Origin of the sequence: Nonomuraea sp. C10 (genome assembly GCF_008017515.1) — a bacterium.
GTDB lineage: Bacteria > Actinomycetota > Actinomycetes > Streptosporangiales > Streptosporangiaceae > Nonomuraea > Nonomuraea ferruginea.
Genome location: NZ_VPFF01000003.1, coordinates 642,789 through 666,170 on the forward strand (window position 1 = coordinate 642,789; position 23,382 = coordinate 666,170).

Consider the following 23,382-nt stretch of genomic DNA (forward strand, 5'->3'; position numbering starts at 1 on the left):
GCTAGCGGGTGGACGCCGGGTTGACCTCGCTGAAGGTCTTGCCCACCGCGATGTTGTCGTGGAAGATCGTGCGGCTGTCGACGTCGGTCTTCCCGGAGGCCCACGCGGGCTTGTAGATGCCCCACTTCAGGTAGCCGCTGGTGGTCTTGTCGTCGTTGAAGGTGTTGGGGCCGCCGGCGGTCAGGACCTTGCGCCATCCGGGGTTCTTGTGGGTCTGGTACCAGCCGTCGATCTTCCCCTGGCTGCCGTGGCTCCAGGTGAACCTGAAGACGAAGTCGTGCCACTGCCCTGGCTTCACGTCGGCCAGGTCGAAGCTGGTCTTGCGGACGGATTCGGGGGTGGAGCAGGCGTTGCCGTCGGAGTTGACCCGGAGCCGCCATTTCCCGGAGGGCTGCACGCTGAGGAAGGCGCTGGGGAACTTGCCGGTCTCGCACGCGTCGCTCCAGGGCTTCCACTGGAACACGATGTCTTCCCTGGAGTCGCGCTGCCAGGTGCTCAGGAGGTAGACGCTGAACCCGTAGTAGACGGTGTCGCCGGAGCGGAAGTGGGTCTCCTTGGCGTGGAGGGTGTGGCTCTCGGCGCGGGTGCTGCCCGCGACCTTCGGGTCACCGTACTTCAGCACGCTGCGTACCGCGTACTTGCCGGTCCTCGGCAGGTCGTCGACCGTGATCGAGTGGCTGCAGCACTCGTTGAGGCCCACCTTGGGGTGCGCCCCGTTCTCGTAGTCGACGCGGAACGGCGCCGCCGCCGCGAGCTCCGCGGACGCGGGGGCCGGAGCGCCCGCCGTCGTGAGACCGGCGACGGCGAGCGCCGCCGCCGTGATCTGTCGGGGCTTTCCCATGTGCGTGAAGTCCTCTCCGTGACCTGAGATCCCGCGGCAGCTTGCCAGCGGTCGGTATGGACCCGGTATGCCGTGAGGATGGGAGAGCGCTCTCCGACCTGCTCCACTCTGTGCCTTAATACTCCCTTCCTGCTGACAGGCGACTTGACAGATTTTCCTGACACCATCACCCTCACTCTAGGGAGCGCTCCCCCCTCGCTCCCAGAGGAGACCTCCGTGAGTCCACCCCGCCTGGGGACACTCGTCACACTCGTCCTCGCCCTCGTCGCCCCCCTCCTCGCGGCCCTGCCCGCCCAGGCCGCCGCCGCCCTGCTGTCACAGGGCAGGCCCGCCACCGCCTCCTCCACCGAGAGCGCGGCCTTCCCCGCCTCCGCCGCCGTCGACGGCGACGCCGGCACCCGCTGGTCCAGCGCCTTCTCCGACCCGCAGTGGATCCAGGTCGACCTGGGCTCGTCCGCCGCGCTCTCCCAGGTGGTGCTGCGCTGGGAGGCCGCCCACGCCACCGCCTTCCAGATCCAGGTGTCCGCGAACGGCAGCGCCTGGACCACCGTCCACACCACCACGTCCGGCCCCGGCGGCACCCAGACCATCGACGTGTCGGGTACCGGCCGGTACGTCCGCGTGCACGGGACACAGCGGGCCACCCCGTGGGGCTACTCGCTCTGGGAGTTCCAGGTGTACGGCACCGGGAGCGGCGAGCGGCTGCTCTCCTACGGCAGGCCCGGCGTCGCCTCCTCCTCGCAGCACGACTCCACCTGCTGGGAGTGCACCCCGGCGCGCGCCTTCGACCTCGACCCGGCCAGCAGGTGGGCCACCGCCGCCTGGGCCGACCCCGGCTGGATCTACGTCGACCTCGGCGCGACCGCCCAGATCACCAGGGTCGTCCTGCAGTGGGACCCGGCCTACGCCCGCGCGTTCCAGATCCAGGTCTCGCCCGACGCCTCGGCCTGGACCACGATCTACTCCACCACGTCGGGCGCCGGCTTCAAGCAGACGCTCACCGTGAGCGGAACCGGCCGCTACGTCCGCGTGTACGGGACGCAGCGCGCGACCTCGTACGGCTACAGCCTCTGGGAGTTCCAGGTGTACGGCACCGGCGGCGCGCCCATCACCCCACCGTCCCCCGCCCCCGACCCGGCCGACCCGCCGCGGCTCGTCTGGCAGGACGAGTTCGACGGCCCGGCGGGCGCCAGGCCCGATCCGGCCAAGTGGACCGTCGATCCCGGCACCGGGCCCAACAACGAGCTGGAGTACTACACCGACAACGGCAACGCCGCCCTTGACGGCCAGGGCCGGCTGGTGATGGAGGCGCGCAAGCAGGCCACCCCGGGCTCCGCCTGCCCGCGTGACCCGCTCACCGGCAGCGCCACCTGCCAGTACACCTCCCACCGGATGAACACCGGCGGCAAGTTCCACTTCACCTACGGCCGCGTCGAGGCCCGGATCGAGGTGCCCAGGGGCAACGGGCTGTGGCCGGCGTTCTGGATGATGGGCGCCGACTTCCTGACCGGGCGGCCGTGGCCGTACAACGGCGAGATCGACATCATGGAGGTGCTCGGCAAGGACACCCGCACGTCACACTCCACCGTGCACGCGCCCGCCTACAACGGAGGCGGCGGCATCGGCGGCTCCTATACCTTGCCCGGCGGCGCCGACCTCGCCGACGACTTTCACGTCTGGGCCGCCCACTGGGACAGCCGCGGCATCACGTACACGCTCGACGGCCGCACCGTCGTCACCCTCAGCAAGGAAGAGGTGGAACGCACGCGCGGCCCGTGGGTGTTCGACCACCCGTTCTACATCATCCTCAACCTGGCCGTCGGCGGCGACTGGCCCGGCCCGCCCGACGCCTCCACCCCGTTCCCCGCCCGCATGCTCGTCGACTACGTGCGCGTCTACCAGTGAGGACCCCGCCATGAGACTGTTACGCCTGTTCGCTGTGCTCGCGGTGCTGATGGGTGCGCCGCTGTCGGTCCAGCCCGCCCAGGCCGAACCGGTACGGGTGGCGGAGTTCCTCGCCGACTGCCCCTACAGCCACCGGCTGCCCGACGACCCGATCATCTTCCCCGGCCTGCCCGGCGCCTCCCACATGCACAGCTTCTTCGGCAGCCGGATCACCAACGCCCACACCACGCTGGCCGACCTGCAGCGCGGCGCCACCAACTGCAACCCGTCGGTGGACAGGTCCTCCTACTGGGTGCCGACGCTCTACCGGAACGGCACGCCGGTCGAGCCGACGATCACCACGTTCTACTACCTCGGCGAGGGCGTTCGGCCTGACGTGACCGCGCGCATCCAGCCGTTCCCCCTGGGGCTGCGGATCGTGGCCGGCAACGCGCGCGCCACCGGGCCCGGCGACTCCACCATCGCCCGCTGGTCCTGCCTGCACGCCGGGCACGTGCCGGCCTCGAAGGACTTCGTCACCTGCCCGCCCGGCACGATGCTGGAGTCTTACCTGGACTTCCCGCAGTGCTGGAACGGGCGCGACCTCGACTCGCCCGACCACAAGAGCCACATGGCCTACCCGGTCGGCGACGACTGCCCGAGCAGTCACCCGGTGCCGGTGCCCAAGCTCCGCCAGGTGCTGCGCTACCCGGTCAGCGGTGACCCGTCCGGGTTCCGGCTGGCCTCGGGCGGCGGCTACACCATGCACGGCGACTTCTTCAACGCCTGGCCGGTCGCCGAGCTGGAGCGCCGGGTACGCGACTGCATCCGGCCGATCATCAAGTGCGGGGCCGACGGCAGGCCGTCGTGACCTCCCCGGGCGGGCCGTCTCCAGCGGCCCGCCCGCCTTGGCCGTTTGGGGATGGTTTGCTGGCGGTAGCGATGGAATAGTCAGGGCAATACCCGCGCAAACGGTCTGCGTTAGGGGTGTGCGATGGTCTCGGCTCGACGGCTGCTCGGCAAGCTGGTCTACGGCTCGCGCTACGACAAGGTGCCCTGGGGGCAGCGGGTCTACGTACGCCCCGGAGAGCGGCTGATCCGCGAGGCGCAGTGGCGCAGGCTGCTGAGACGCTCGCCGATCGTGGAGCCCGAGGACTACCAGGCACGCATGCCGCTGGGCGAGATCGAGGAGTTCATCGACTGCACGCTCTGCGGCGAGCCGCGCATGCAGCCGCTGTACGAGCCGGTGGGCGAGGACGGCAAGTGGCGCTACCACGTGGTGCGCTGTCCCTCCTGCGGGTTCCTCTACCGCAACCCGAACATCCGTCCCGAGCGGCTCGGCGACCTGTACGCCAAGGGCTACAGCAAGTTCCTGACCGGCAAGTACGCCGCCAACCGGCAGCGCCGCTACCAGCTGACCATGGACGCGTTCTCCCCGGTCTTCGACGACGGCGCCGGGCGGCGGCTGCTCGACTTCGGCTGCGGCGCCGGGCTCTTCCTGGAGCTGGCCGAGCAGCGCGGCTTCGACGCGGTCGGCGTGGACCTGTCGCCCGACTCGGTCGCGCAGGCCAACGAGCGGCTCACCCGGGGACGGGCGTACCTGGGCGCGCCGGAGGACGTGCCGGAGATCGCCGCCGGCGGCTTCGACGTGATCACCCTCTGGTCGGTGCTGGCGCACCTGCCCAGGCCGGTGGACGACTTCCGCCGGTTCCGCGAGCTGCTCGCGCCGGGCGGGGTGCTGATGATCCTCACGGTCAACGCCAACTCGCTGCTGCTCAAGGCGTACGAGTCGGCGTGGAGCGGCTTCACCAAGAACCACCTGATGTTCTACTCGGCCGACACGCTCCCGGTGCTGCTGCGCCGTACCGGCTTCGCGGGGGCGGGCTACGCCCCCTTCTACGGCGACACGATCGAGGCCCGCACCACCAACCTGCCGGAGTCGCTGCGGGCGCGGCTGCGCCGCACGGTGCAGGCCACGGACGGGGGCAACATGCTGCGCGCGATGGCCTTCGCCGACGAGGAGGCGATCACCCGCTGGTCCGGCCCCCGCGAGGTCCGCCGTCTGCGCGCGGAGCCGGCGGCCACCAAGCCCGCGCCGCTGGATCTCACCGGGACGTGACTACCCGGAGGTAGTTGAAAGGCGTACTGTTGGGCCATGGCTGCAACCCCGGAAACGGTGCACTGGCGTGGCGTCCACCACCTCGCCCTCATCACCGCGGACATGGACGCCACCGTCAGGTTCTGGCACGGCGTCCTGGACGCGCGACTGGTCGCCACCCTGGCCGTGCCCGCGTTCAAGCACTACTTCTTCGAGGTCGGCGTCGGCAGCACCATCGCCTTCTTCGAGTACGCCGACCAGGAGCTCGACAGCTTCGCCAAACCGGCCGGCGTCCCGTACGCGAAGGCCGCCCAGTTCGACCACCTCTCCCTGCACCTGCCCGACGAGGACGCGCTGGTACGGATGCGCGACCGGCTCAAGGAGCACGGCTGCGAGGTCACCGACGTCATCGACCACGGCTTCCTGCGCTCGATCTACTTCAGCGACCCCAACGGCATCGCCCTGGAGGCCTCCTGGTGGGCGCTCGACGCGACCGGCAGGCCGGTGGACTACACCGACGAGCGGCTGTTCGCCGACCCCGACCCGGTCCCCGCCGCCCGCGAGCTCCGCGACACCGGCAGGCTGACGCACACGGTCAGCACCCGGCTGGTCGACGGCGTCATCGAGGACCTGCGACGGGAGGGCATCACCCTGGAACGTTGAGGCCCAACACCTGACCGGATTCGCCTGTAAGCACCGTAAACTCCGCGTGGCGACCTCCGGCGTGGGGAAGTCTGCGTACGCCCGGCACCCGGCGACGCAGCCTCACGCCAAGGAGAGACCATGGAGCACCCGATCAAGTCGACCGTGGAGAAGGTCGTCGACGCGGTGACCGGCGGCGGGCCCGCCGAGATCCCCGGCGTCCCCAACAGCGAGCCGCCGTCGCTGGAGGAGCCCACGGAGCCTCGGGAGCCGCTGCCGCCCAAGCCGGACCAGAGCGGGCCGGACACCTTCTCCCCCACCGGCCAGCCCACCGGCGTTCCGCAGGACAAGGTTGCTCAAGGCGGGGCATACCTGACGACCGCCCAGGGGCTCCGGCTGCCCGACACCGACCACTCGCTCAAGGCGGGCCCGCGCGGCCCGGTCCTGCTGCAGGACCACCACCTGCGCGAGAAGGTCATGCACTTCGACCACGAGCGCATCCCCGAGCGCGTCGTGCACGCGCGCGGCGCCGGGGCGCACGGCGTCTTCCGGGGCTACGGCGCCGCCTCGAACGTCACCAAGGCCGCCTTCCTCGCCAAGGACGTCGAGACGCCGGTCTTCGTGCGGTTCTCCACCGTGATCGGCTCGCGCGGCTCGGCGGACACCGTACGCGACACGCGTGGCTTCGCGACCAAGTTCTACACCTCCGAGGGCGTGTTCGACCTGGTCGGCAACAACTGCCCGATCTTCTTCATCCAGGACGCGATCAAGTTCCCCGACGTCATCCACGCCGCCAAGTGGCATCCGGACCGGGAGATCCCGCAGGCGCAGACCGCTCATGACACGTTCTGGGACTTCGTCGGCCTGCACACCGAGGGCACCTTCCACACGATCTGGAACATGTCGGACCGCGGCATCCCGCGCTCCTACCGGATGATGGAGGGCTTCGGCGTGCACACCTTCCGCCTGGTGAACGCGGAGGGTGCGACCACGCTGGTCAAGTTCCACTGGAAGCCCAAGCTCGGCGTGCACTCCCTGGTCTGGGAGGAGGCGCAGCTGCTCAACGGCGTGGACCCGGACTTCCACCGGCGCGACCTCTTCGACGCGATCGAGGCGGGCGCCTATCCGGAGTGGGAGCTGGGCATCCAGGTCTTCCCCGACACGCCGGAGCAGATGTTCGAAGGCATCGACCTGCTCGACTCGACGAAGATCGTCCCTGAGGAGCTGGCCCCGGTCCAGCCGATCGGCCTGCTCACCCTCAACCGCAACACGTCCAACTTCTTCGCCGAGACCGAACAGGTCGCCTTCCACGTCGGCCACCTGGTGCCCGGCATCGATGTCACCGACGACCCGCTGCTGGCCGGGCGGCTGTTCTCGTACCTCGACACGCAGATCACCCGGCTGGCCGGGCCCAACTTCCCGCAGATCCCGATCAACCGGCCGCACGCCCCGGTCAACGACATGCTGCGGGACGGCTTCCACCAGGCGGCCGTGCACCGGGGCGTCGCCCCGTACCGGCCGAACTCGCTCGACGGCGGCTGCCCCTTCACGGCGGGCGCGGCCGAGGGAGGGTACGTCGAGGTGCCCACGCAGGTGTCCGGGCGGAAGGTGCGCGAGGCGCCCGCGTCGTACGCCGACCACTTCAGCCAGGCGCGGCTGTTCTGGCTGAGCCTGACGCCGGTCGAGCGCGAGCACACCATCGCGGCCTACACCTTCGAGCTGGCCAAGTGCTACGAGCAGGCGATCAAGGAGAGGTACCTGCGGGTGCTCGCGAACATCGACCCGGTCCTGTGCGAACAGGTCGCCGAGGGGCTCGGGCTGCCCGCGCCGGCTGGTTCCGAGCCGCTGGCGGACCCGCGGCCCAGCCCGGCGCTGTCCCAGGTCGGGCGGACCTGGCCGGCCGACGGCCGGATCATCGGCATCGTCGCAGGCGACGACGACGCGGCGGCGGTCGGCGACCTGCGCCAGGCGGTGCTCGACGGCGGCATGGTGCCGCTGATCATCGCGCCGACGGGCGGCATGCTCGGCGGGACGCTGCCGGTGCAGCGCACCTTCGTCACCGCGCGCTCCGTCGAGTTCGACGCGCTGCTGGTGGCGAGCGCCCCCACACCGGGCAAGGACGCGTACGGGGCCCGCGACGCGAAGGCGGGCGGCGGTTCGGACGCGGCGGTCGACCCGCGCGTGCTGCTGCTGATCACCGAGGCCTACCGGCACGCCAAGCCGATCGGCGGCTGGGGCACGGCCTCCCAGGTCTTCACCCAGGCGGGCATTCCCACGCAGGCCCCGGGCGTGCTCCTCGGCGACGACGGCACGACGGTCCTGCGGGAGACACTCCAGCTCCTGGCGGCGCACCGGGTCTGGGACCGCTTCCCCGCCGCGGCCGCCCTGACCTGATCAGCTAGCGCCGCTTGCCGGCCCGCTTGACCAGCACGACGACCAGCCCGGCCACGGCAGCCGGGATCAGCAGGAAGATGAAGACGAGCATCAGCAGTTCCGGCAGACCCACGTTCACAGCGGTTTCTCCCCTCGAAGCCGGGGTGAGCGTCCCACGGCGAACCTGCCCGCCACAAGGCGGGCAGGTCACCGGCCCTGGATCCGGAAGAGCAGGTTCGGCCGGCCCGCTGCTCCGGCGCCGGCAGAGGACTACCTCATGTCCAGTGTTTGGATCGTTCCTCCGGGATGGATCAGCGCGATTCTGTTTCCCTGCGCGACCTGATCGGTCAAGAACTCCCACATCGTCACAGCGCGACCGATTCCGTCGGTCAGGGACACTCTGTTGGCTTCAGCGAGCCGCTGCAGGGTCCGCATGGTCTCCCGCTCCACGTTCACCGTGAGGCGCACGAATGAGGGAGGCGCGTGAGAGGCGTTCTGGCCGGCGCCTGCGGCCCGGCCGTCGGTACACCGCGGATCAGACATAAGCAGGCTCTTCCCATCGTCGGTGGACGTGCGAGAGCCACTGCCATACGGATGCGGTGAAAGGGGCGGGCGTAACCAGACCCCTCCTAACCCTCGCGTCGAGCTGTGATTGATGTTCATGCCCCTTCCCTCCCCATTCTCCCGAGGTGGACCCACCTCTCCTGCACCACCACCCCAAGCTGATGGGGACCCCCTGATATCAACCTAGGATCCACATCCACGCCCCATTATGGGGCAGCTCTCCAGGAATGCAAGGCCCGGTACGGCATTCATCCATACCCGCACTGCATTCACTATGGTCGAGATGTTGATCCGATACACATCAAAGGCGTAGATTCGACACATCGATGTAACATCGGTGCATGGGTGTCCGGGGGCGAGAGGCGGACGACGGAGTCCGCCTCGGGAGACAGTAGGAGGCGAAAGTGCCCGAGTCGCACGACCCGCAGGGCGCGGGCGAAGACGTCTGCCCGCGCTGTCACGGCACCGGCATAGCTGACGACGTGGCCGACGCTCCCGAGCCGGAAGAGGTGATCGTCGACCGGACCCTGCCGAGCGAGGAGGGGAAGGACGCCCTGCGACTGGCGATGCGTGAGAAGAGCGCGATCCGGAACCGTAAGTGGATCATGACTATTCTTCTGGTCCTCTTCACGCTTTCGATGGTCGCGAGCCCGGTCGCCGCCGCGCTCCTGCCGGAGCCGAAGGAAACGATCGAAGAGGTCAACAAGGCGAGGGAGCTGATCGCGCCCATCGTCTCGCTCATCGTGGGCTATTACTTCGGAGCGCAGAGCAGAGAGTAATTCAGCCCATGTGCTCACTATCCTCCGCAGCCGTGGAGGATAGTGAGCTCGCAGTAAGTCTCAGCATTCAGGGCTCCCGGGCGAGAAACCCGTCAGAGCACCAGCACTTTCCGCACGTCTCCGTTGGGCTCGATGACCGCCAGCTCGTTGCCCTTCTCGGTCTGCTCCTCGACAAACTGCCAAACCTTGATCGCACGCCGGACACCATCGGTGATGGACAGGCCCTTGGCCTCGATCAGCCTCCTCAGGATGTCCATCGTCTCCGTGCTCAGGTTTATGGACAGACGCACGAACCCCTTTTTCGCCTCTTTGGGTTTCACCTCTGCGAGCTCCTGCTCACGATCTTGCGCCACTCGCCATACCTCCAGCCTGCTCCAGTAAGGGCCTTCCAGGAAGATTTTGACTACAACCTGTCATGTACCCGCTACCACACGATGCATGTTATCGATCCACATGAAATCCACATGATGAACCGCCCGACCACGCCCTCTGATTCGGACGAAGACAGTCCATATATTACACACTTTTTGTGGCTTTTGTCGGAGTTTACGCTGCTAGAAGTGAGGAAGATTCAGTATGCCCAGCACTCGAACCATAGTCGAGCGTCTGATCCAGTTCATCACCACCTACGTACGGTTGCTGTAACATTCACTCAACCGTCGACGGCTTTCATCCAGCCTGAGCGGGGGCGAGAACACACCATCGCCGTGCACGATGCGTACGTGCGGGGCCTGGGGAGGGCTCGCTTCATAGGTGGGGGCCTACTGCAGGTAGGTCATGGATCCTGGCTGGAGGAGGTTGGATGACCCAAGCCCAGGGCTCTCCCAGGGACAAGTCAGACAGGTGTCCCGCGTGCGACGGCACGGGAAGCGCCGGCGACAAACAGGCCGACCCCCGGCCTGACAGCGTGGTCGTGGACCACGCTCTGCCGAGTGCGAGGGATGACGCGTTCAGGCTCGGCGAAGTGTTCGACCGGCGAGAGTAGAACGTTCCAAGCCGCAGGGCCCCTGCCCCTACCCCCACCGGGGACCCTGCGGCCGTGGAGTATGCCGCTAGATGCGGAAGCCGCCGTCGGTTTCCGGAGTGCGGGGCAGGGCGAACCAGGTGGCCTTGCCGAGCCGGTCGGGCCAGGTGAGGTAGCGCTGCGGGTGGCAGCCGTAGAAGCCCTCCGACAGGATGGCCACGATGTGCAGCCCACGGCCGCGCTCGTCGCCGCTGCCGGGGGTGCGCGGCTCGGGCAGCGGCGGGCCGCTGTCGATAACCCCGCAGACGATCTCCCTGCGATCGGCGCTCACCGCCATCTCGTACGGCGGATCGCCGTACAGCAGCGCGTTGGTGACGATCTCGCTCATCATCAGCACCGCGTCGTCGACCAGCTCGGGGTCCACGCCGAGCCCTTCCAGCGCCTTCCGGGCGGTGGCGCGGGCCGTGGCCACCGCCTGGGCGTCGCCGGGCAGCGGCCACGCGTCCTGCGAGCGGCTGTGCGGAGCTGGGCGCAGCGTGGTCATGACGGGCCTTTCCCGAGGACGCCGTTTTCAGACTGTACGAAGACAGGAGCACGGCAGGTTGAGTCCCGGGGTGTCGCCTGGGCGTGACATCTTCGTCACGCATGGGTCAGGTGGCCGAGGCGACGGCGATCCCGAGGCACATCTCGTCGGCGGTGCCGTCGCCCCACACCACGTAGCGCGGGTCGAGCTCCCGGAGCTGCGGGATCTTGGCGCGGAGCCCGGCGTCGTGGGTGCAGGTCACCCGGACCACGTCGCCCCGCCCGACCGCGACGGGCTCGGGCAGCGGCCGGAACGCCTGGTCGTCGAAGTCGTACGCGGGCACGTCGAGCAGGGTCCGCGCCTCCGGCGTGCCGGGGTTGACCTCCACCTTGATGGCGCGGCCCAGCAGGTGCATGTGACCGGCCATGGCGTGGATCCTGGCCGGCCGTTCCACCGGCAGGTCGCAGTGCTGGGTCGGACCCGGCTCCGGCCGGCCGCACCGCTGCGCCAGGGCGTCGACCTGGTCGAGCGACTTCTCGCCGAACCTGCGGCCGAGGTCTTGCACCGCGGCGGCGCGGTCGCAGAGCGGCCCGGACTCCTCGGGCGTGCAGGGCAGCTCGATCGGGGCGGAGAAGAGGACGGTGTCGAACGGCTGGAGCGTCCGGTCGGTCACCCGCAGCCGGATCCCGGACCGGTCGGTGCCCGGCCGCCCTTCCACGCCGAGCGTGTTGTAGTGGACCTGCATGACGAGCCGGCTGCCCGGCGGCATCGCGTAGCCGTGCGACGGGTCGAGCAGCACCTCGTCGGTGCCGGGCGCCCAGTGGGCCACCCACGCGGCGGCGACCCCGCCGTCGCCGAAGCAGGTGTAGCCCTGGCCGGGCGTGCTCTCGTCGAGCCGCTCGGCCTCCGCGACGTGTTCCGGGCCGACCCTGAAGAAGATCGCGTGGTGGACCAGCTCGGTGTTCTGCGGCAGGAACTGGGCGCCGGTGAGGAACACCTGCTCCTCCAGCCCCGGGTCGATGAGGAAGCACCGGTAGTCGTCGGTGCCGCCGTTCGGCGGCGCCGGGGTGTACGGCTCGGGCATGCCCAGGGTCATGAACCGCTCGCCGTCGCGCAGCGGCGAGGGCTCGGGGTCGTGCGCGCCGTGCCCCGCGTGGCCCGTGCCGGGCTCGTACGGGCTCGTCGTGGCCGTCGCGCCGCAGGCGGCCAGCAGCACGGCCGCGGCCAGGGCGGACGCCGTGCGGGTCAGTCGCGTCATGCTTCCACCCTGGCCCATGGGGCCGCGCCGGGCACCCCCTAAAGAGGAGCTACTGACCCCCCAGCCCGGTGTGCGCGACGCCGCGTACGATCTGCCGCTGGAACAGCACGAACACCACCATCAGCGGCAGTCCGGCGAGCACCACCGAGGCCATGATCTGCGCGTACCGGAGGCCGAAGGTGCCCTGCACCACGTTGGCCAGGCCGACCGGCAGGGTCATCGTGTTCGGGTCGGTGGACACCAGGAACGGCCAGAGGAAGTTGTTCCACGTGGTGATGAACGTGAAGATCGACACCGCGGCCAGCACCGGCCGCGACAGCGGCAGCACGATCGTGAAGAACACCCGCCAACGGCCGGCCCCGTCCACGAACGCGGCCTGCTCCAGCTCCGGCGGCACGTCCTGGAAGAACTTGTACAGGATGAAGACGATCAGCGGCGCCGCCACCTGCGGCAGGATGATCGCCCACCAGGTGTCGACCAGCCCGAGCGCCACCATCTCGGCGAACAACGGCGCGATGAGCACCTGCGGCGGCACCATGATCCCGGCCAGGATCAGCCCCAGCAGCGCCCGCTGCCCCTTGAACTGGGTGCGCGCGAACCCGTACGCGGCCATCGCCGAGAAGAGGACGGTCAGGAACGTGACGATCACCGCGGTCACCGTGGAGTTGACGGCCCACGTGATGATGCCGCCGGTGCCCAGCACGAGTTCGTAGGCGTCGAGCGTGACGGTGCTGCCGAACCATTCCAGCGGCAGCTTGGTGGTCTCGTCCTCGGGCTTGAGCGAGGTGGCCACCGCCCAGGCGATCGGGGCGATCCAGATGACGGCCAGCACCGAGGCGACCACCAGCAGGACGAGCTGGCTCACGCTGAACCGCTTGGTCATGAGGAGACCTCCGCGCGCTTGCGGAACAGCCGGAGCTGCGCCAGGGAGACGATGACGATCAGGACGAAGAGGATGTAGGAGACGGCTGACGCGTAGCCGATGCGGTAGCCGGTGAAGCCGACGTCGTAGGCGTACTCGATGATCGGCCGGGTGGCGTCCTCGGGCCCGCCGCCGGTCATGAGGTAGATCTGGTCGAACACCTTGAGCGAGGCCAGCAGCTGCAGCACGACGATCAGCGCCGTCGTACGGCCGAGCATCGGCAGCGTGATGGACCTGAGCTTGTCCCAGGCGGACGCCCCGTCGATGGCGGCGGCCTCGTACAGGTGCTGCGGGATCGACTGCAGGGCGGCCAGGTAGAGCAGGAAGTTGAAGCCGACCGTCCACCAGACGGTGGTGAGCACCACCGACCACATGGCCGTGCCGGGGTCGCCGAGCCACAGGACGTCGGTGCCGAGCGTGCCGTTGAGCAGGCCGTACTCGGGCGGGTAGATCATCTGCAGCCACAGGATCGACACCACGGCCGACGGCAGCAGGAAGGGGCCGAAGAACGACAGCCGCCACAGCCACTGCACGAACCGCAGGTTGTGCACCAGCAGGGCGAGGCCCAGGCCGAGGAGCACCAGCGGGACCGTGCTGAGCACGGTGAAGACGAGCGTGTTCCACAGCGAGCGCCACATGCGCGGGTCGCCGAACGCCTCGGCGTAGTTGGAGAAGCCGACGAAGCGGTCGTTGCTGCCGGCGATGTTGACGTCGGTGAAGCTCATCCGCAGGCCGAGCAGCGTCGGCCAGACGAGGAAGGCGACGTAGACCAGCAGGAAGGGCGCGACGAACAGCAGCCCGTGCTGCGTCCAGCTCCGCTTCACCTGGGCCTTGGCGGCGGGGGCTGTGGTGGCGGGGGCGGCGACGGTGGTCGTCATCATCGCTCCTCGGCGGGGAAGGGGTTCGGGGCGGACATCAGCCGGCTCAGCGCCGCCTTGGCGTTGGCCAGCCCCTCTTCCGGCGTGCGTTCACCGCTGATGACCGGGGAGAACGCGCCGCCGAACTCGATCCACAGCCGGGAGGCCGAGCCGGTGTACCAGACCTGGGGGTCGAGGGCGACGTCGGTGATGACGGAGCGGTACTCCGACTGCGGCTGGAGCGCCAGGTAGTCGGGCTCCTGGAGTGCGGGCAGGTAGGAGGGCACGTGGCCGGCCACCGCCCAGTCGGCGCTGTTCTTCACCAGGTAGGCGATGAACTGGTAGGTCGCCCGTTCCACCTCGGGGTCGCGGTCGCGCTGGTGCGGCAGCACGAACACGTGGCAGTCGGCCTGGGCGGCGCCGCTGCCGAACACGCTGGGGAAGCGCGTCATGCTGAACGGCGTCTTGCGCTCCTTCAGGCCGGTGACCTCCCAGTCGCCGTTCCACAGGAACGCGGCCTCGCTGTTGGTGAACTTGGCCACCGAGGCGCCGTAGTCGGTGGTCGGGTCGCACAGCCCTTCCTCGCCGAGCCGGCGCATGAACCGCAGTGCTTCCAGCGCCTTCTGGTCGTCGATGGTGACCTGGCCGCCGTCCTCCGAGAGCAGGGTGCCGCCGCTCTGCGGGTAGAGCGAGTACCACACCCGCCAGGGGCCGACGGTGCCGAGGCCGAGCGCGTCGAAGACCAGCGGCGGCTTGCCGCCGAGCACCTCCTTGGCCTTGCGGAGCTGCTCCAGGAGCTGGTCGGCGCCGGTGGTGGGTCGCAGCTTGCCGTCGGCGCCGAGCAGGCCGGCCCGCCCGCAGAGGTCGGTGTTGTAGTACTGCACCATCGGGTGCGCGTCGAACGGCACCGCGTACAGCGTGCCCTGGTAGTGGGCGCGTTCCCAGATGGGCGGGCTGAAGTCGGCCGCCCGGAGGCCGACCTCGGCCAGCAGGTCCACGTTGATGGGGTCGAGGATCTCGCCCGCGCCGATGCCGGCGAGCCTGGCCAGGTGAAAGGTCGCGACGTCGGGCGACCGGCCGCCGGCGCCCGCCATGGCGATCTTCGTGTAGTACGGCTCGCCCCAGGCGAGCACGTTCTCCTCGACGAAGACGCCGGGGTTGTCCCGGGCGAACGCGCCGACCATCTGGTTCATGATGATGCCGTCGCTCGCGCCGAGGAAGTGCCAGTACTTCACGCGGGTCTGGGACGAACCGAGTCCCACGGGGATGGCGCAGCCGGAGGCGGCGGCGCCGAGGAGGGCAAGGCTTCCGCCGAGCAGGTGCCGGCGGGTGATGGCTGGGGGGTCTTGCACAGTGGCCTCTTCCTTCGCCGAGGAATGTTCTCGCTAACACCAAGGGGCACTGGGGTGGCTATGGGTCATGTTTCGGCGGGGTTACCCGAGTGTTAGCGGTAACAAGCACGCTGTCAAGGTTTGTGCGGCAAGCGCTTGCCGTGCCCTTGACCTCGCGGGTTGATAACGCTAACAATCTCTGGAGCACCACCAACCGCGAGGAGCCCCCCGTGCACGACGCCCGCCTCACGATCGATCCCGCGTTCCGGGTGGCGCCGGTGCGGCGCCGGACCTTCGGCACCTTCGTCGAACACCTGGGCCGGTGCGTCTACACCGGCGTCTACGAGCCGGACCATCCGGGCGCCGACGAGGACGGCTTCCGCCGCGACGTCCTCGACCTCACCCGCGAGCTGGGCGTCAGCACCGTCCGCTACCCCGGCGGCAACTTCGTCTCCGGCTACCGCTGGGAGGACGGCATCGGCCCCAAGGAGAGCCGCCCCCGCCGGCTCGACCTGGCCTGGCACAGCACCGAGACGAACGAGGTCGGGGTCGACGAGTTCGTGCGCTGGTGCCGCAAGGCGGGCGTCGAGCCGATGATGGCGCTCAACCTCGGCACCCGCGGCATCGCCGAGGCGCTCGACCTGCTGGAATACTGCAACCACCCGTCCGGCACCGCGCTGTCCGACCTGCGCGCCGCCAACGGCGCCAAGGAGCCGCACGACATCCGGATGTGGTGCCTCGGCAACGAGATGGACGGCCCCTGGCAGACCGGCCACAAGACCGCCCACGAGTACGGCCGGCTGGCCGCCGAGACCGCCAGGGCCATGCGCATGGTCGACCCCGGCCTGGAGCTGGTCGCGTGCGGCAGCTCCGGCTCGACCATGCCGACGTTCGGCGCGTGGGAGTCGACCGTGCTGGAGGAGACGTACGACGTCGTCGACTTCATCTCGTGCCACGCCTACTACGAGGAGAAGGACGGCGACCTCGGCAGCTTCCTGGCCTGCTCGACCGACATGGAGTACTTCATCCGCTCGGTCGTCGCCACCGCCGACTCCGTGGGGGCCCGGCTCAAGTCGCGCAAGCGGATCGACATCTCCTTCGACGAGTGGAACGTCTGGTACCTGTCGCGCTTCCAGGCGGCCGAGCCGCCGCGGGACTGGCCGGTGGCGCCGCCGCTGCTGGAGGACCACTACCACCTGGCGGACGCGGTGGCCTTCGGCGGGCTGCTCATCACCCTGCTGCGCAACAGCGACCGGGTGACGGCCGCCTCGCTGGCCCAGCTCGTCAACGTGATCGCGCCGATCATGACCGAGCCGGGCGGGCGGGCCTGGCGGCAGACCACCTTCCACCCGTTCGCCCAGGCCAGCCGGCACGCGGCCGGCGACGTGCTGCGGGTCGAGCCGGTCTCTCCCCTGTACGAGACCGCCCAGTACGGGGAGGTGCCGCTGCTGCACGCGGTCGCCACCCACGGGAACGAGGGCGTCACGATCTTCGCCGTCAACCGGGCCACGGACGGGCCGCTCTCGCTGGAGATCGACGCCCGCGCCCTCGGCGGCGCGCGCATCACCTCCGCCACCACCCTCACCGGCCCGGACGTCTACGCCCGCAACACGGCCGACGACCCCGACCAGGTGGCCCCGCGCCCCAACGAGAACGTGGAACAGGACCCGATGCGCGTCCTCCTCCCCCCGGTGAGCTGGAACGTCATCCACCTGTCCTGAAGACCTTTCCAACCCGCACGTACGTGTGCACGCTGGTGGAGATGGGTGGCCTCCTCGATCTCCGCCAGCGGCGTATGCGATTGAGCTTCTCTCCAGAGTTAACAGTTTTTGTAGCGGCAATACACTTGTTTAAGATGGTCGCATGGCTGTACCCTGGTGGCACAGTGAAAGCCTTCCGAGGCGGGATTCATAACGGCTACTGGTCAGGAAAAGCCGTGCCCCGGGCGGCATGCAGAGCAGAGGCGGACCCGGGGCTTACGAAACTCAGCATACCCGAGGCGCCGCTGCACGTCAGCCATGACTTCGGAGGGGCCGCCTTGCATACCGAACTGCCCGGATGGGTTGAGCGGGTGATCTCCGTACCGCGCTTCGCCCCTTATCTCGGCGCGCTCTCGGGTGATCGTCTGATCGCATGGGACTTGTACCAGTGGAACGTCCAGGTCTCCGAAGCGTTCTACGGGCCGCTGCACTGCCTGGAGATCTGCCTGCGCAACGCCGAACACGACCGGCTGCGGACCCGGTTCGGGACGGACGAATGGTGGCGGGTGGCTCCTTTGCACGAGTCCGAGACGGCGAAGGTCGCCACGGCGAAGCAGAAGCTGGCCAGGAAGGGCGTCAGCTTGCCCTCCGCTGATGACGTGGTCACCGAGCTGTCGTTCGGCTTCTGGGTATCGCTCCTGAGCCGGAAATACGATCGGCACTTGTGGGTCCCGGCCTTGCACCGGGCGTTCCCGCGCTATTCGGGCAGGAGAGAGTCTCTACGTGACAGTCTGCAGACTATGGTCCTCCTGCGAAATCGCATCATGCATCATGAGCCGATCCATCACCGGCATCTGGCAGCGGACCATGCCAAGATTTACAAGTTGCTGGGCTACGTGGAGCCGCAGTTCGTCGGCTGGCTGCGAGCCTTTGACCGGGTGCCGGAGGTGCTGACCCGCCGACCCGTGGGGACGAGACCTTGACCTCTCCGCAGGGTTTCGTCTCCCGGGCCGAGATCGCGCGACTGGCTCAGGTGAAACGCCCTGCCGTGAGCAACTGGGAGCGCCGTCACAAGGAATATCCCCGGCCGCGACTCGTCGAAGGAGAGCAACTGTTCTTGGTCGAGGCCGTACTGGAGTGGCTCGACCAGCGCAGGATCCCGAGCAACGCGCTCCTGGCGGATGAGCGGCCAGGCGCGACCTTCGGCGAACGGTTTCGCAGGAATCTCGCGAGCCCTGCAGCACAGCTCCCGCAGGCCCGTCCTGCATTCAGGAGCGAACTCCCCACGACAGCCGACTTGTGGCGGACGCTAGAGCGGCTGAGAGGGACCTACGACATCGTCCGTTACCGCGATCTGGTGCTCAGCCTGATCTATACGCGAGCGCAGGATCGAGTTGAGTGGTCAGACGTCCTCGCAGGCAGCCGAGGTGACGCAACCGCACGGACGACCCCCATCGTCAGCAAGCTCAGAACTGGTGACACGGCCCTCAACGTGGACACGAACATCTCCGCGGAGCTCGTCGAGTTCGCCGACACCGCGGTTGGTGAACTGGGCGGCGCTGGAGCTTTTCGCGCTCTGCTGGATCGTTTCGCCATGTTGGAGCGCAAACGTGGCGGGGAGTTCTACACGCCTCCGTCCGTCGTCCGCGTTCTGGTGGACGTTCTCGCCGCCGAGGCGCCTGGGGAGATCTACGATCCATGCTGCGGCTCGGGGGAAATCCTGCTCACCGCGGCCCTTCAAACCCCGGGCCTCACCGTCCACGGCGACGCCCTCAATGCCGAGGCCCTGGTCCTGGCCAAGATGAACATGGCGCTGCACGGTGTCGACGCCAAGCTAGGCAGTCAGTCGATCGACGTCCTGAGCCGTCCCGGTCAAGCCTTGTCCAGCTATTCCTATATCGTCGCGAACCCTCCATTCGGCATACGCGACTGGTCGCGGGAAGATCCGGCGTTGAACAGGTCCTGGCTCTACGGACCGCCGCCTCGAGGCAACGCGGACTTCGCCTGGCTGCAGTTGGTGCTGGAGCGGCTAGAGCCAGGTGGGCGTGCCGCGGTCGTCATGCCGGCCGGAGCCGCCTTCCGTGGAGGACGCGAGCGCGTGATCCGGCAGGCCATGGTGGCGGACGGCTGCATCGAGTCAGTCATTGCACTGCCTCCGATGCTCTTCTACGGCACGGCGATCGGCGCCACTATCTGGGTCCTGCACCGCTCTGCGCACCCCCGGCAGGAGCTTCTCTTGGTGGACGCCACAGGGCTGGGCCGGTTGTCACAACGTGCTCGGCGAGAGTTTTCTGAGGAGGACCACGAGGCGATTCGGGATGTTCTCGCCAACTGGCGTGCGGGTGTGGTTCCGGCTCGCGAGGCGTTGCCCACCGCCGTCGTGACGACTGAGGAACTGAGCAGCAGCGACTACGACCTCACGCCCGGCAAGTACGCCATCAGGAAGCCCGCCGCCAGTACGGACGACTGCCGTCAAGACATCGCAACGCTTCTCCGTGAGCTGGATCGTCTACAGGAACAGGCGGCGAGGGCCGACTTGGCGATGGAACAGGTGATCAGGCGAGCTCAGATCCTCGAATCCCCGTTCGGCGAGTTGCCGCCGGGCTGGCGCGAAGTGACCCTCGTCGACATCAGCGAGCTTACTTCGGGCCCCTTCACCCGTTTCACCCGCGCCTCGGACGACGGTTCTGTGGGCGTCGTCAAGCCACGCAACCTCGACGGCGGGCGTATCTCAGGAACCTTTGACCGAGTAGATGAGGACACTGCCGGCAAGCTGGCAAACTATCGGCTCGCGGAGGGTGACATCGTCTGCACGCGGACAGGAACGTTCGGTCGGCACGCCCTGGTGACCTCCGCGCACGAAGGGTGGATATGTGGAACAGGGCTGATCAGGATTCGTCCAAGAGAGGCAGTCGACCCGCAGTACCTGAGCGACTATCTGAGCTCCCCATGGGTGCTTGACTGGTTGACTCGCAATTCCGCCGGGAGCGTGCTTCCCAGCATCAACACTCGCGTTCTGGGAACCCTGCCTGTGGTGCTTCCTCCTGCGGAGGTGCAGGGGACGATAGGCCGTACCCTCCATGCCTTGAGCGACAAAATCACCGCGCATGAACAGATCGCACGGACTACGGTGGCGCTCCGGAACGCGCTGTTTCCTCTCCTGACCTCGGGGAGAGTCATCCCGCCCGAGTGATACGGCATCAGCTCGTGTCGAATGGCGGTCAGCGCCTCGACCGTCCCTGCTCTGTCTTCCCCAAGAAGGGGTGTCTCTCAGGGAGAGGGCTTCGAGAGAGGACGTATCAGCTTGAGATAGGTGCGGTGCTCTCTCGGACGAGGGCGTTACGATCTTCGCCGTCAACCGGGCCACGGACGGGCCGCTCTCGCTGGAGATCGACGCCCGCGCCCTCGGCGGCGCGCGCATCACCTCCGCCACCGCCCTCACCGGCCCGGACGTCTACGCCCGCAACACCGCCGACGACCCCGACCGGGTGGCCCCGCGCCCCAACGAGAACGTGGAACAGGACCCGATGCGCGTCCTCCTCCCCCCGGTGAGCTGGAACGTCATCCACCTGTCCTGACGGTTTCGAGCAGCACCGTGAGCTCCTTCACCTCCGTGTGGTTGTCGAGCTGCGCGAAGAGCCGCCGGGCCGCGCTCCAGGCCGTACGGGCCTGGTCCGGATCGGCGGCCGCGTGCAGGGCGCCGAGGGACTTGAGGGTCTGCGCCTCGTGGAAAGGGCTGGCGAGCTCCCGCCAGATCTCGACGGCGGCGACGGTGTGGGCGACGGCGAGGGCGTGGTGGCCCTCGGCCGCTTCGAGCTCGCCGAGCGCGCCCAGCGACGTGGCCTCCTGGAATCGCGCCCTCCACCGGCGGGCCAGCCGGATGCTCCGGCCGAGCACGTCCCTGGCCCGCGGGTCGCGCAGCTTGACGTAGGTCATGCCGAGGTGCGGCAAGATGGTGATCTCGTCGCTCAGGCTGCGGAGCGAACGGGCCAGCGTCACGCCGCGCGTGAAGTGCGCCTCGGCCTCGACGAGGCTGCCCTCTTCCCGCCGTACGATCCCGAGCAGGCTGTGGATCCGGCACAGCTGCGACGGGAGGGGCACGTCCTCGGCCAGTCGCAGACTGGCCTCCAGGTGGACGCCGGCCCGCTCGGAGTCTCCCAGGACCCGGTGGCCGTACCCGAGCTGCCACTCGGCCTCGACCTGACCGAGCACGTAGCCGGCGTCCCTCGCCTTCGCCAGCGTCGCGTCGAGGTAGGCCACGGCCTTGCCGGGCTCTCCCCGGACCAGGAACGCGGTGCCGGCGAGGATCCGGGCGTCGACCTCGCCGTGGACGTCGCCCAAGCCCTCGAAGAGCGCGACCGCGGAGAGGGCGTGCTCCAGTGCCTCGTCCTCGGCGTGCCGGGGCCCCATGCGCAGGCACTCGGTGAGGTCGCGCAGCATGAAGGCGCGGCCACGCGCGTCCCCGGCGCGCTCGCAGACCTCCAGCGCGAGCCGGCTGGTCGACTCCCAGTCGTCGTAGTAGTCGTGCAGCTCGAAGAAGTTGACGGTCGCATCGGCGAGCTGCCAGCACAGGTCGTGCGCGCCGAGCGCGGCGGCCTGCGCCACCGCGGCCCGGAGCGCGCCTCTTTCCGCCTCGAACCAGGCGCAGGCATCGGAGATCCGGACGTGCGGCTCGTGCGTCACGCCTTCGGCCGGGAGCGTCGGGAAGACCCTGCCGGGCAGCCCGGTGTCGGCCCGCCGGGCGAGGACCAGCCAGCCGCCGAGCGCGCGGGTCACGGCCGCGTGGATCTCGTGCTGGGCGGCCTCGGCGTCGGCGCGGTCGCGGGCGTGCAGGCGGATCAGGTCGTGGAAGCGGTAACGGGGCTGGCCGGCGGGGTCGACGCCCGCGACGGTGAGGAGGTTGGCGCTCAGCAGCTCGCCGAGGCTGCGCTCGGCCTCCTCCGGGGACGTGTCGAGCACGGCCGCGGCGACCCAGCCCGCGAAGTCGGGGGTGTGCAGCACGCTGAGCAGGTAGTAGAGGCGCCGGGCCGGGGACGACAGTGCCGTGTAGCTCAACCCGAGCGAGGCCCGTACGGTGAGGTCCCCGGCCGCGAGCTCGTCGAGGCGGCGTCGCTCGTCGCGCAGGAGGTCGGCGATGCGGGCGAGGGGCCAGTCGGGCCGGGAGGCCAGGCGCGCCCCCGCGGCCCGGACGGCGAGCGGCAGGTGGTCGCAGAGCCGGACGATCTCGCTCGCCTCCGAGGGCGCGGCCCGCACCTGCTCCGGCCCCGTGATCCGGGCCAGCAGCTCGATCGCCTGGGCGGGCCGGAAGACGTCCAGGCGCAGGTGCCGGACGCCGGCCAGGCCCACCAGCCGGGGACGGCCGGTGATCAGCACGCCGCAGGTGCCCGACCCCGGCAGCAGGGGGTTGACCTGCGATTCGTCGGCCACGTTGTCGATCACCACGAGCATCCGCTTGCCGGCCAGGAGCGACCGGTAGAGGGCCGTGCGGTCGCCGACCGACTCCGGGACGGCGGCTCCCCCGACGCCGAGAGCGCGCAGCATCGACTCCAGCGCCCGGGCCACGGCGGTGCGGTCGTCGGCGCCGGAGAAGCCGACGTAGAGCTGGCCGTCCGGGAACGCGCCCGCGAGCTGATGCGCCACGTGCAGGGCGAGCGTGGTCTTGCCGACCCCGCCCATGCCGGAGATCGCGCAGATCGTCAGCGCCTGGCGCCTACCGGGGGACAGGGCGTCCCTGAGCGTCGCCACCTCGTCGTCCCGGCCGGTGAAGTCGGCGACCGTGGGCGGGAGCTGGCGAGGGACCACGGCGCCTCCGGTCGACGGCCACGCGCCCGGCCTCGCGGGCAGGTCGATCCGCTCGTCGCCGCGGAGTATCGCCTCGTGCACGCGGCGCAGCACGGGGCTCGGTTCAAGCCCCAGTTCGTCCGCGAGCAGGTCGCGGACGACGGCGTAGGTCTCCAGGGCCTCGGTCTGACGGCCGGACCGGTAGAGGGCGAGCATGAGGAGCGCGTGCAGGCTCTCCTGGTAGGGGTGGGCCTTGGCCACCTCGCGCAGCTCGGCCACCGCCTCCGCGTGCCGCCCGAGGGCCAGCTCGGTCTCCGCCCAGCGTTCGTGGACGGTGAGCCGGAGTTGTTCGAGGGACAGCGCCTCCTCCGCGATCGGCCCGGAATCGAGGAATTCCGCGAACGCGGGCCCCCGCCACAGATCCAGGGCGCGCCGGAAACAGCGACCGGCGGATTCGTGGTTTCCTCCGTCGAAAGCCGCTGACCCCTCCGCCGCGAGTTTCCGGAACTGCGCCGCGTCCACCTCGCCGTGGGTGACGAGCAGATATCCTTCCGGCTTTCTCAGCAGTCGTTCCGCGCCCAGTTGGACGCGGAGCTGATGCACGTACGACTGGAGATTGCTGCGCGCCGAGACCGGCGGCCGATCATTCCACAGAACGGTGGACAGGAAATCGCTGGAGACCGGCTGGTCGGCCCTGGAGATGAGACCGGCGAGCAGCATACGTAATTTCCGGGCGTTGCCGAGAAAGTGGTGCCGGCCGTCCTGGATCACCTGGAGTGGGCCTAGGATCTCGAAACGCATCCAGTGTCGCTCCGCCCTGGACATTCATAGAGGAGATCGCCGGCAGTGATCTGCCGCTCGGTCA

General features: G+C 69.2%; 18 protein-coding genes. 10 read left to right on the forward strand and 8 right to left on the reverse strand.

Annotated elements, in window-relative coordinates; translation table 11 throughout:
* Nucleotide 1 precedes the first annotated feature (1 nt).
* A complete protein-coding gene (locus FR742_RS34505; protein ID WP_148035490.1) occupies nucleotides 2-841 on the reverse strand; it encodes a polysaccharide lyase in 840 nt (279 codons plus the stop codon).
* A gap of 216 nt (nucleotides 842-1,057) precedes the next feature.
* Between FR742_RS34505 and FR742_RS34510 the strand changes: the two genes are divergently transcribed.
* The 6 genes from FR742_RS34510 (at nucleotide 1,058) to FR742_RS34535 (ending at nucleotide 9,181) form a co-directional block, all read left to right on the forward strand.
* A complete protein-coding gene (locus tag FR742_RS34510; RefSeq protein WP_261808947.1) occupies nucleotides 1,058-2,746 on the forward strand; it encodes a discoidin domain-containing protein in 1,689 nt (562 codons plus the stop codon).
* Nucleotides 2,747-2,756: 10 nt separating this feature from the next.
* Nucleotides 2,757-3,596 carry a DUF1996 domain-containing protein gene (locus FR742_RS34515; protein WP_148035492.1) on the forward strand — a complete coding sequence of 280 codons (840 nt, stop codon included), beginning with the start codon at nucleotides 2,757-2,759 and terminating at the stop codon, nucleotides 3,594-3,596.
* Nucleotides 3,597-3,719: 123 nt separating this feature from the next.
* Nucleotides 3,720-4,844 (forward strand): class I SAM-dependent methyltransferase, encoded by a 1,125-nt coding sequence (locus FR742_RS34520; RefSeq protein WP_148035493.1) that lies wholly within the window; start codon nucleotides 3,720-3,722, stop codon nucleotides 4,842-4,844.
* A gap of 36 nt (nucleotides 4,845-4,880) precedes the next feature.
* On the forward strand, nucleotides 4,881-5,486 hold the full coding sequence (locus tag FR742_RS34525) for a VOC family protein (RefSeq protein ID WP_148035494.1): 606 nt from the start codon (nucleotides 4,881-4,883) through the stop codon (nucleotides 5,484-5,486).
* A gap of 120 nt (nucleotides 5,487-5,606) precedes the next feature.
* Nucleotides 5,607-7,859, forward strand: a complete 2,253-nt coding sequence (locus FR742_RS34530; RefSeq protein ID WP_148035495.1) for a catalase — start codon at nucleotides 5,607-5,609, stop codon at nucleotides 7,857-7,859.
* A gap of 947 nt (nucleotides 7,860-8,806) precedes the next feature.
* A complete protein-coding gene (locus FR742_RS34535) occupies nucleotides 8,807-9,181 on the forward strand; it encodes a hypothetical protein (protein ID WP_148035496.1) in 375 nt (124 codons plus the stop codon).
* Between the two features lie 92 nt (nucleotides 9,182-9,273).
* Here FR742_RS34535 and FR742_RS34540 read toward each other — a convergent pair whose 3' ends face one another.
* The 6 genes from FR742_RS34540 to FR742_RS34565 all read right to left on the reverse strand — a co-directional run bounded on the left by FR742_RS34540 (nucleotide 9,274) and on the right by FR742_RS34565 (nucleotide 15,057).
* The gene (locus tag FR742_RS34540; protein ID WP_148035497.1) at nucleotides 9,274-9,534 is read right to left on the reverse strand and encodes a CopG family transcriptional regulator; all 261 of its coding nucleotides are present in this window, start codon (nucleotides 9,532-9,534) and stop codon (nucleotides 9,274-9,276) included.
* A gap of 699 nt (nucleotides 9,535-10,233) precedes the next feature.
* Nucleotides 10,234-10,689 carry an ATP-binding protein gene (locus FR742_RS34545; RefSeq protein WP_148035498.1) on the reverse strand — a complete coding sequence of 152 codons (456 nt, stop codon included), beginning with the start codon at nucleotides 10,687-10,689 and terminating at the stop codon, nucleotides 10,234-10,236.
* 106 nt (nucleotides 10,690-10,795) lie between these two features.
* Nucleotides 10,796-11,926, reverse strand: a complete 1,131-nt coding sequence (locus tag FR742_RS34550) for a monooxygenase (protein ID WP_148035499.1) — start codon at nucleotides 11,924-11,926, stop codon at nucleotides 10,796-10,798.
* A gap of 49 nt (nucleotides 11,927-11,975) precedes the next feature.
* The gene (locus FR742_RS34555) at nucleotides 11,976-12,809 is read right to left on the reverse strand and encodes a carbohydrate ABC transporter permease (RefSeq protein ID WP_148035500.1); all 834 of its coding nucleotides are present in this window, start codon (nucleotides 12,807-12,809) and stop codon (nucleotides 11,976-11,978) included.
* Entirely contained in the window at nucleotides 12,806-13,726 is a 921-nt protein-coding gene (locus FR742_RS34560; protein ID WP_219543052.1) for a carbohydrate ABC transporter permease, read from the reverse strand. Before FR742_RS34560 ends, FR742_RS34555 begins: the two co-directional genes overlap by 4 nt.
* On the reverse strand, nucleotides 13,726-15,057 hold the full coding sequence (locus FR742_RS34565; protein ID WP_148035502.1) for an extracellular solute-binding protein: 1,332 nt from the start codon (nucleotides 15,055-15,057) through the stop codon (nucleotides 13,726-13,728). Before FR742_RS34565 ends, FR742_RS34560 begins: the two co-directional genes overlap by 1 nt.
* A 209-nt stretch (nucleotides 15,058-15,266) precedes the next feature.
* On the opposite strand from FR742_RS34565, the gene FR742_RS34570 reads away from it, so the two are divergent.
* From FR742_RS34570 to FR742_RS46650, 4 genes are all read left to right on the forward strand, one after another.
* Nucleotides 15,267-16,757 (forward strand): alpha-N-arabinofuranosidase, encoded by a 1,491-nt coding sequence (locus FR742_RS34570; protein WP_148035503.1) that lies wholly within the window; start codon nucleotides 15,267-15,269, stop codon nucleotides 16,755-16,757.
* Between the two features lie 134 nt (nucleotides 16,758-16,891).
* Complete coding sequence (locus FR742_RS34575; RefSeq protein ID WP_261808948.1) at nucleotides 16,892-17,719, forward strand: hypothetical protein; 828 nt, start codon at nucleotides 16,892-16,894, stop codon at nucleotides 17,717-17,719.
* Nucleotides 17,716-19,929, forward strand: coding sequence for a type I restriction-modification system subunit M/S (locus FR742_RS34580; RefSeq protein WP_148035504.1), 2,214 nt, complete (start codon nucleotides 17,716-17,718; stop codon nucleotides 19,927-19,929). Before FR742_RS34575 ends, FR742_RS34580 begins: the two co-directional genes overlap by 4 nt.
* A 151-nt stretch (nucleotides 19,930-20,080) precedes the next feature.
* Nucleotides 20,081-20,314, forward strand: coding sequence for an alpha-L-arabinofuranosidase C-terminal domain-containing protein (locus tag FR742_RS46650; protein WP_148037137.1), 234 nt, complete (start codon nucleotides 20,081-20,083; stop codon nucleotides 20,312-20,314).
* Here FR742_RS46650 and FR742_RS34590 read toward each other — a convergent pair.
* The gene (locus FR742_RS34590) at nucleotides 20,298-23,318 is read right to left on the reverse strand and encodes a BTAD domain-containing putative transcriptional regulator (protein ID WP_187281506.1); all 3,021 of its coding nucleotides are present in this window, start codon (nucleotides 23,316-23,318) and stop codon (nucleotides 20,298-20,300) included. The two genes, FR742_RS46650 and FR742_RS34590, sit on opposite strands and share 17 nt — an antisense overlap.
* Between the last annotated feature and the right edge of the window lie 64 nt (nucleotides 23,319-23,382).

Bases quoted from the DNA above. Each gene is read 5' to 3' on its own strand.
- FR742_RS34505 (WP_148035490.1), bottom strand. From the start codon at position 841: ATGGGAAAGCCCCGACAGATCACGGCGGCGGCGCTCGCCGTCGCCGGT.
- FR742_RS34515 (WP_148035492.1), top strand. From the start codon at position 2,757: ATGAGACTGTTACGCCTGTTCGCTGTGCTCGCGGTGCTGATGGGTGCG.
- FR742_RS34520 (WP_148035493.1), top strand. From the start codon at position 3,720: ATGGTCTCGGCTCGACGGCTGCTCGGCAAGCTGGTCTACGGCTCGCGC.
- FR742_RS34525 (WP_148035494.1), top strand. From the start codon at position 4,881: ATGGCTGCAACCCCGGAAACGGTGCACTGGCGTGGCGTCCACCACCTC.
- FR742_RS34530 (WP_148035495.1), top strand. From the start codon at position 5,607: ATGGAGCACCCGATCAAGTCGACCGTGGAGAAGGTCGTCGACGCGGTG.
- FR742_RS34545 (WP_148035498.1), bottom strand. From the start codon at position 10,689: ATGACCACGCTGCGCCCAGCTCCGCACAGCCGCTCGCAGGACGCGTGG.
- FR742_RS34550 (WP_148035499.1), bottom strand. From the start codon at position 11,926: ATGACGCGACTGACCCGCACGGCGTCCGCCCTGGCCGCGGCCGTGCTG.
- FR742_RS34555 (WP_148035500.1), bottom strand. From the start codon at position 12,809: ATGACCAAGCGGTTCAGCGTGAGCCAGCTCGTCCTGCTGGTGGTCGCC.
- FR742_RS34560 (WP_219543052.1), bottom strand. From the start codon at position 13,726: ATGACGACCACCGTCGCCGCCCCCGCCACCACAGCCCCCGCCGCCAAG.
- FR742_RS34575 (WP_261808948.1), top strand. From the start codon at position 16,892: ATGGTCGCATGGCTGTACCCTGGTGGCACAGTGAAAGCCTTCCGAGGC.
- FR742_RS34590 (WP_187281506.1), bottom strand. From the start codon at position 23,318: ATGCGTTTCGAGATCCTAGGCCCACTCCAGGTGATCCAGGACGGCCGG.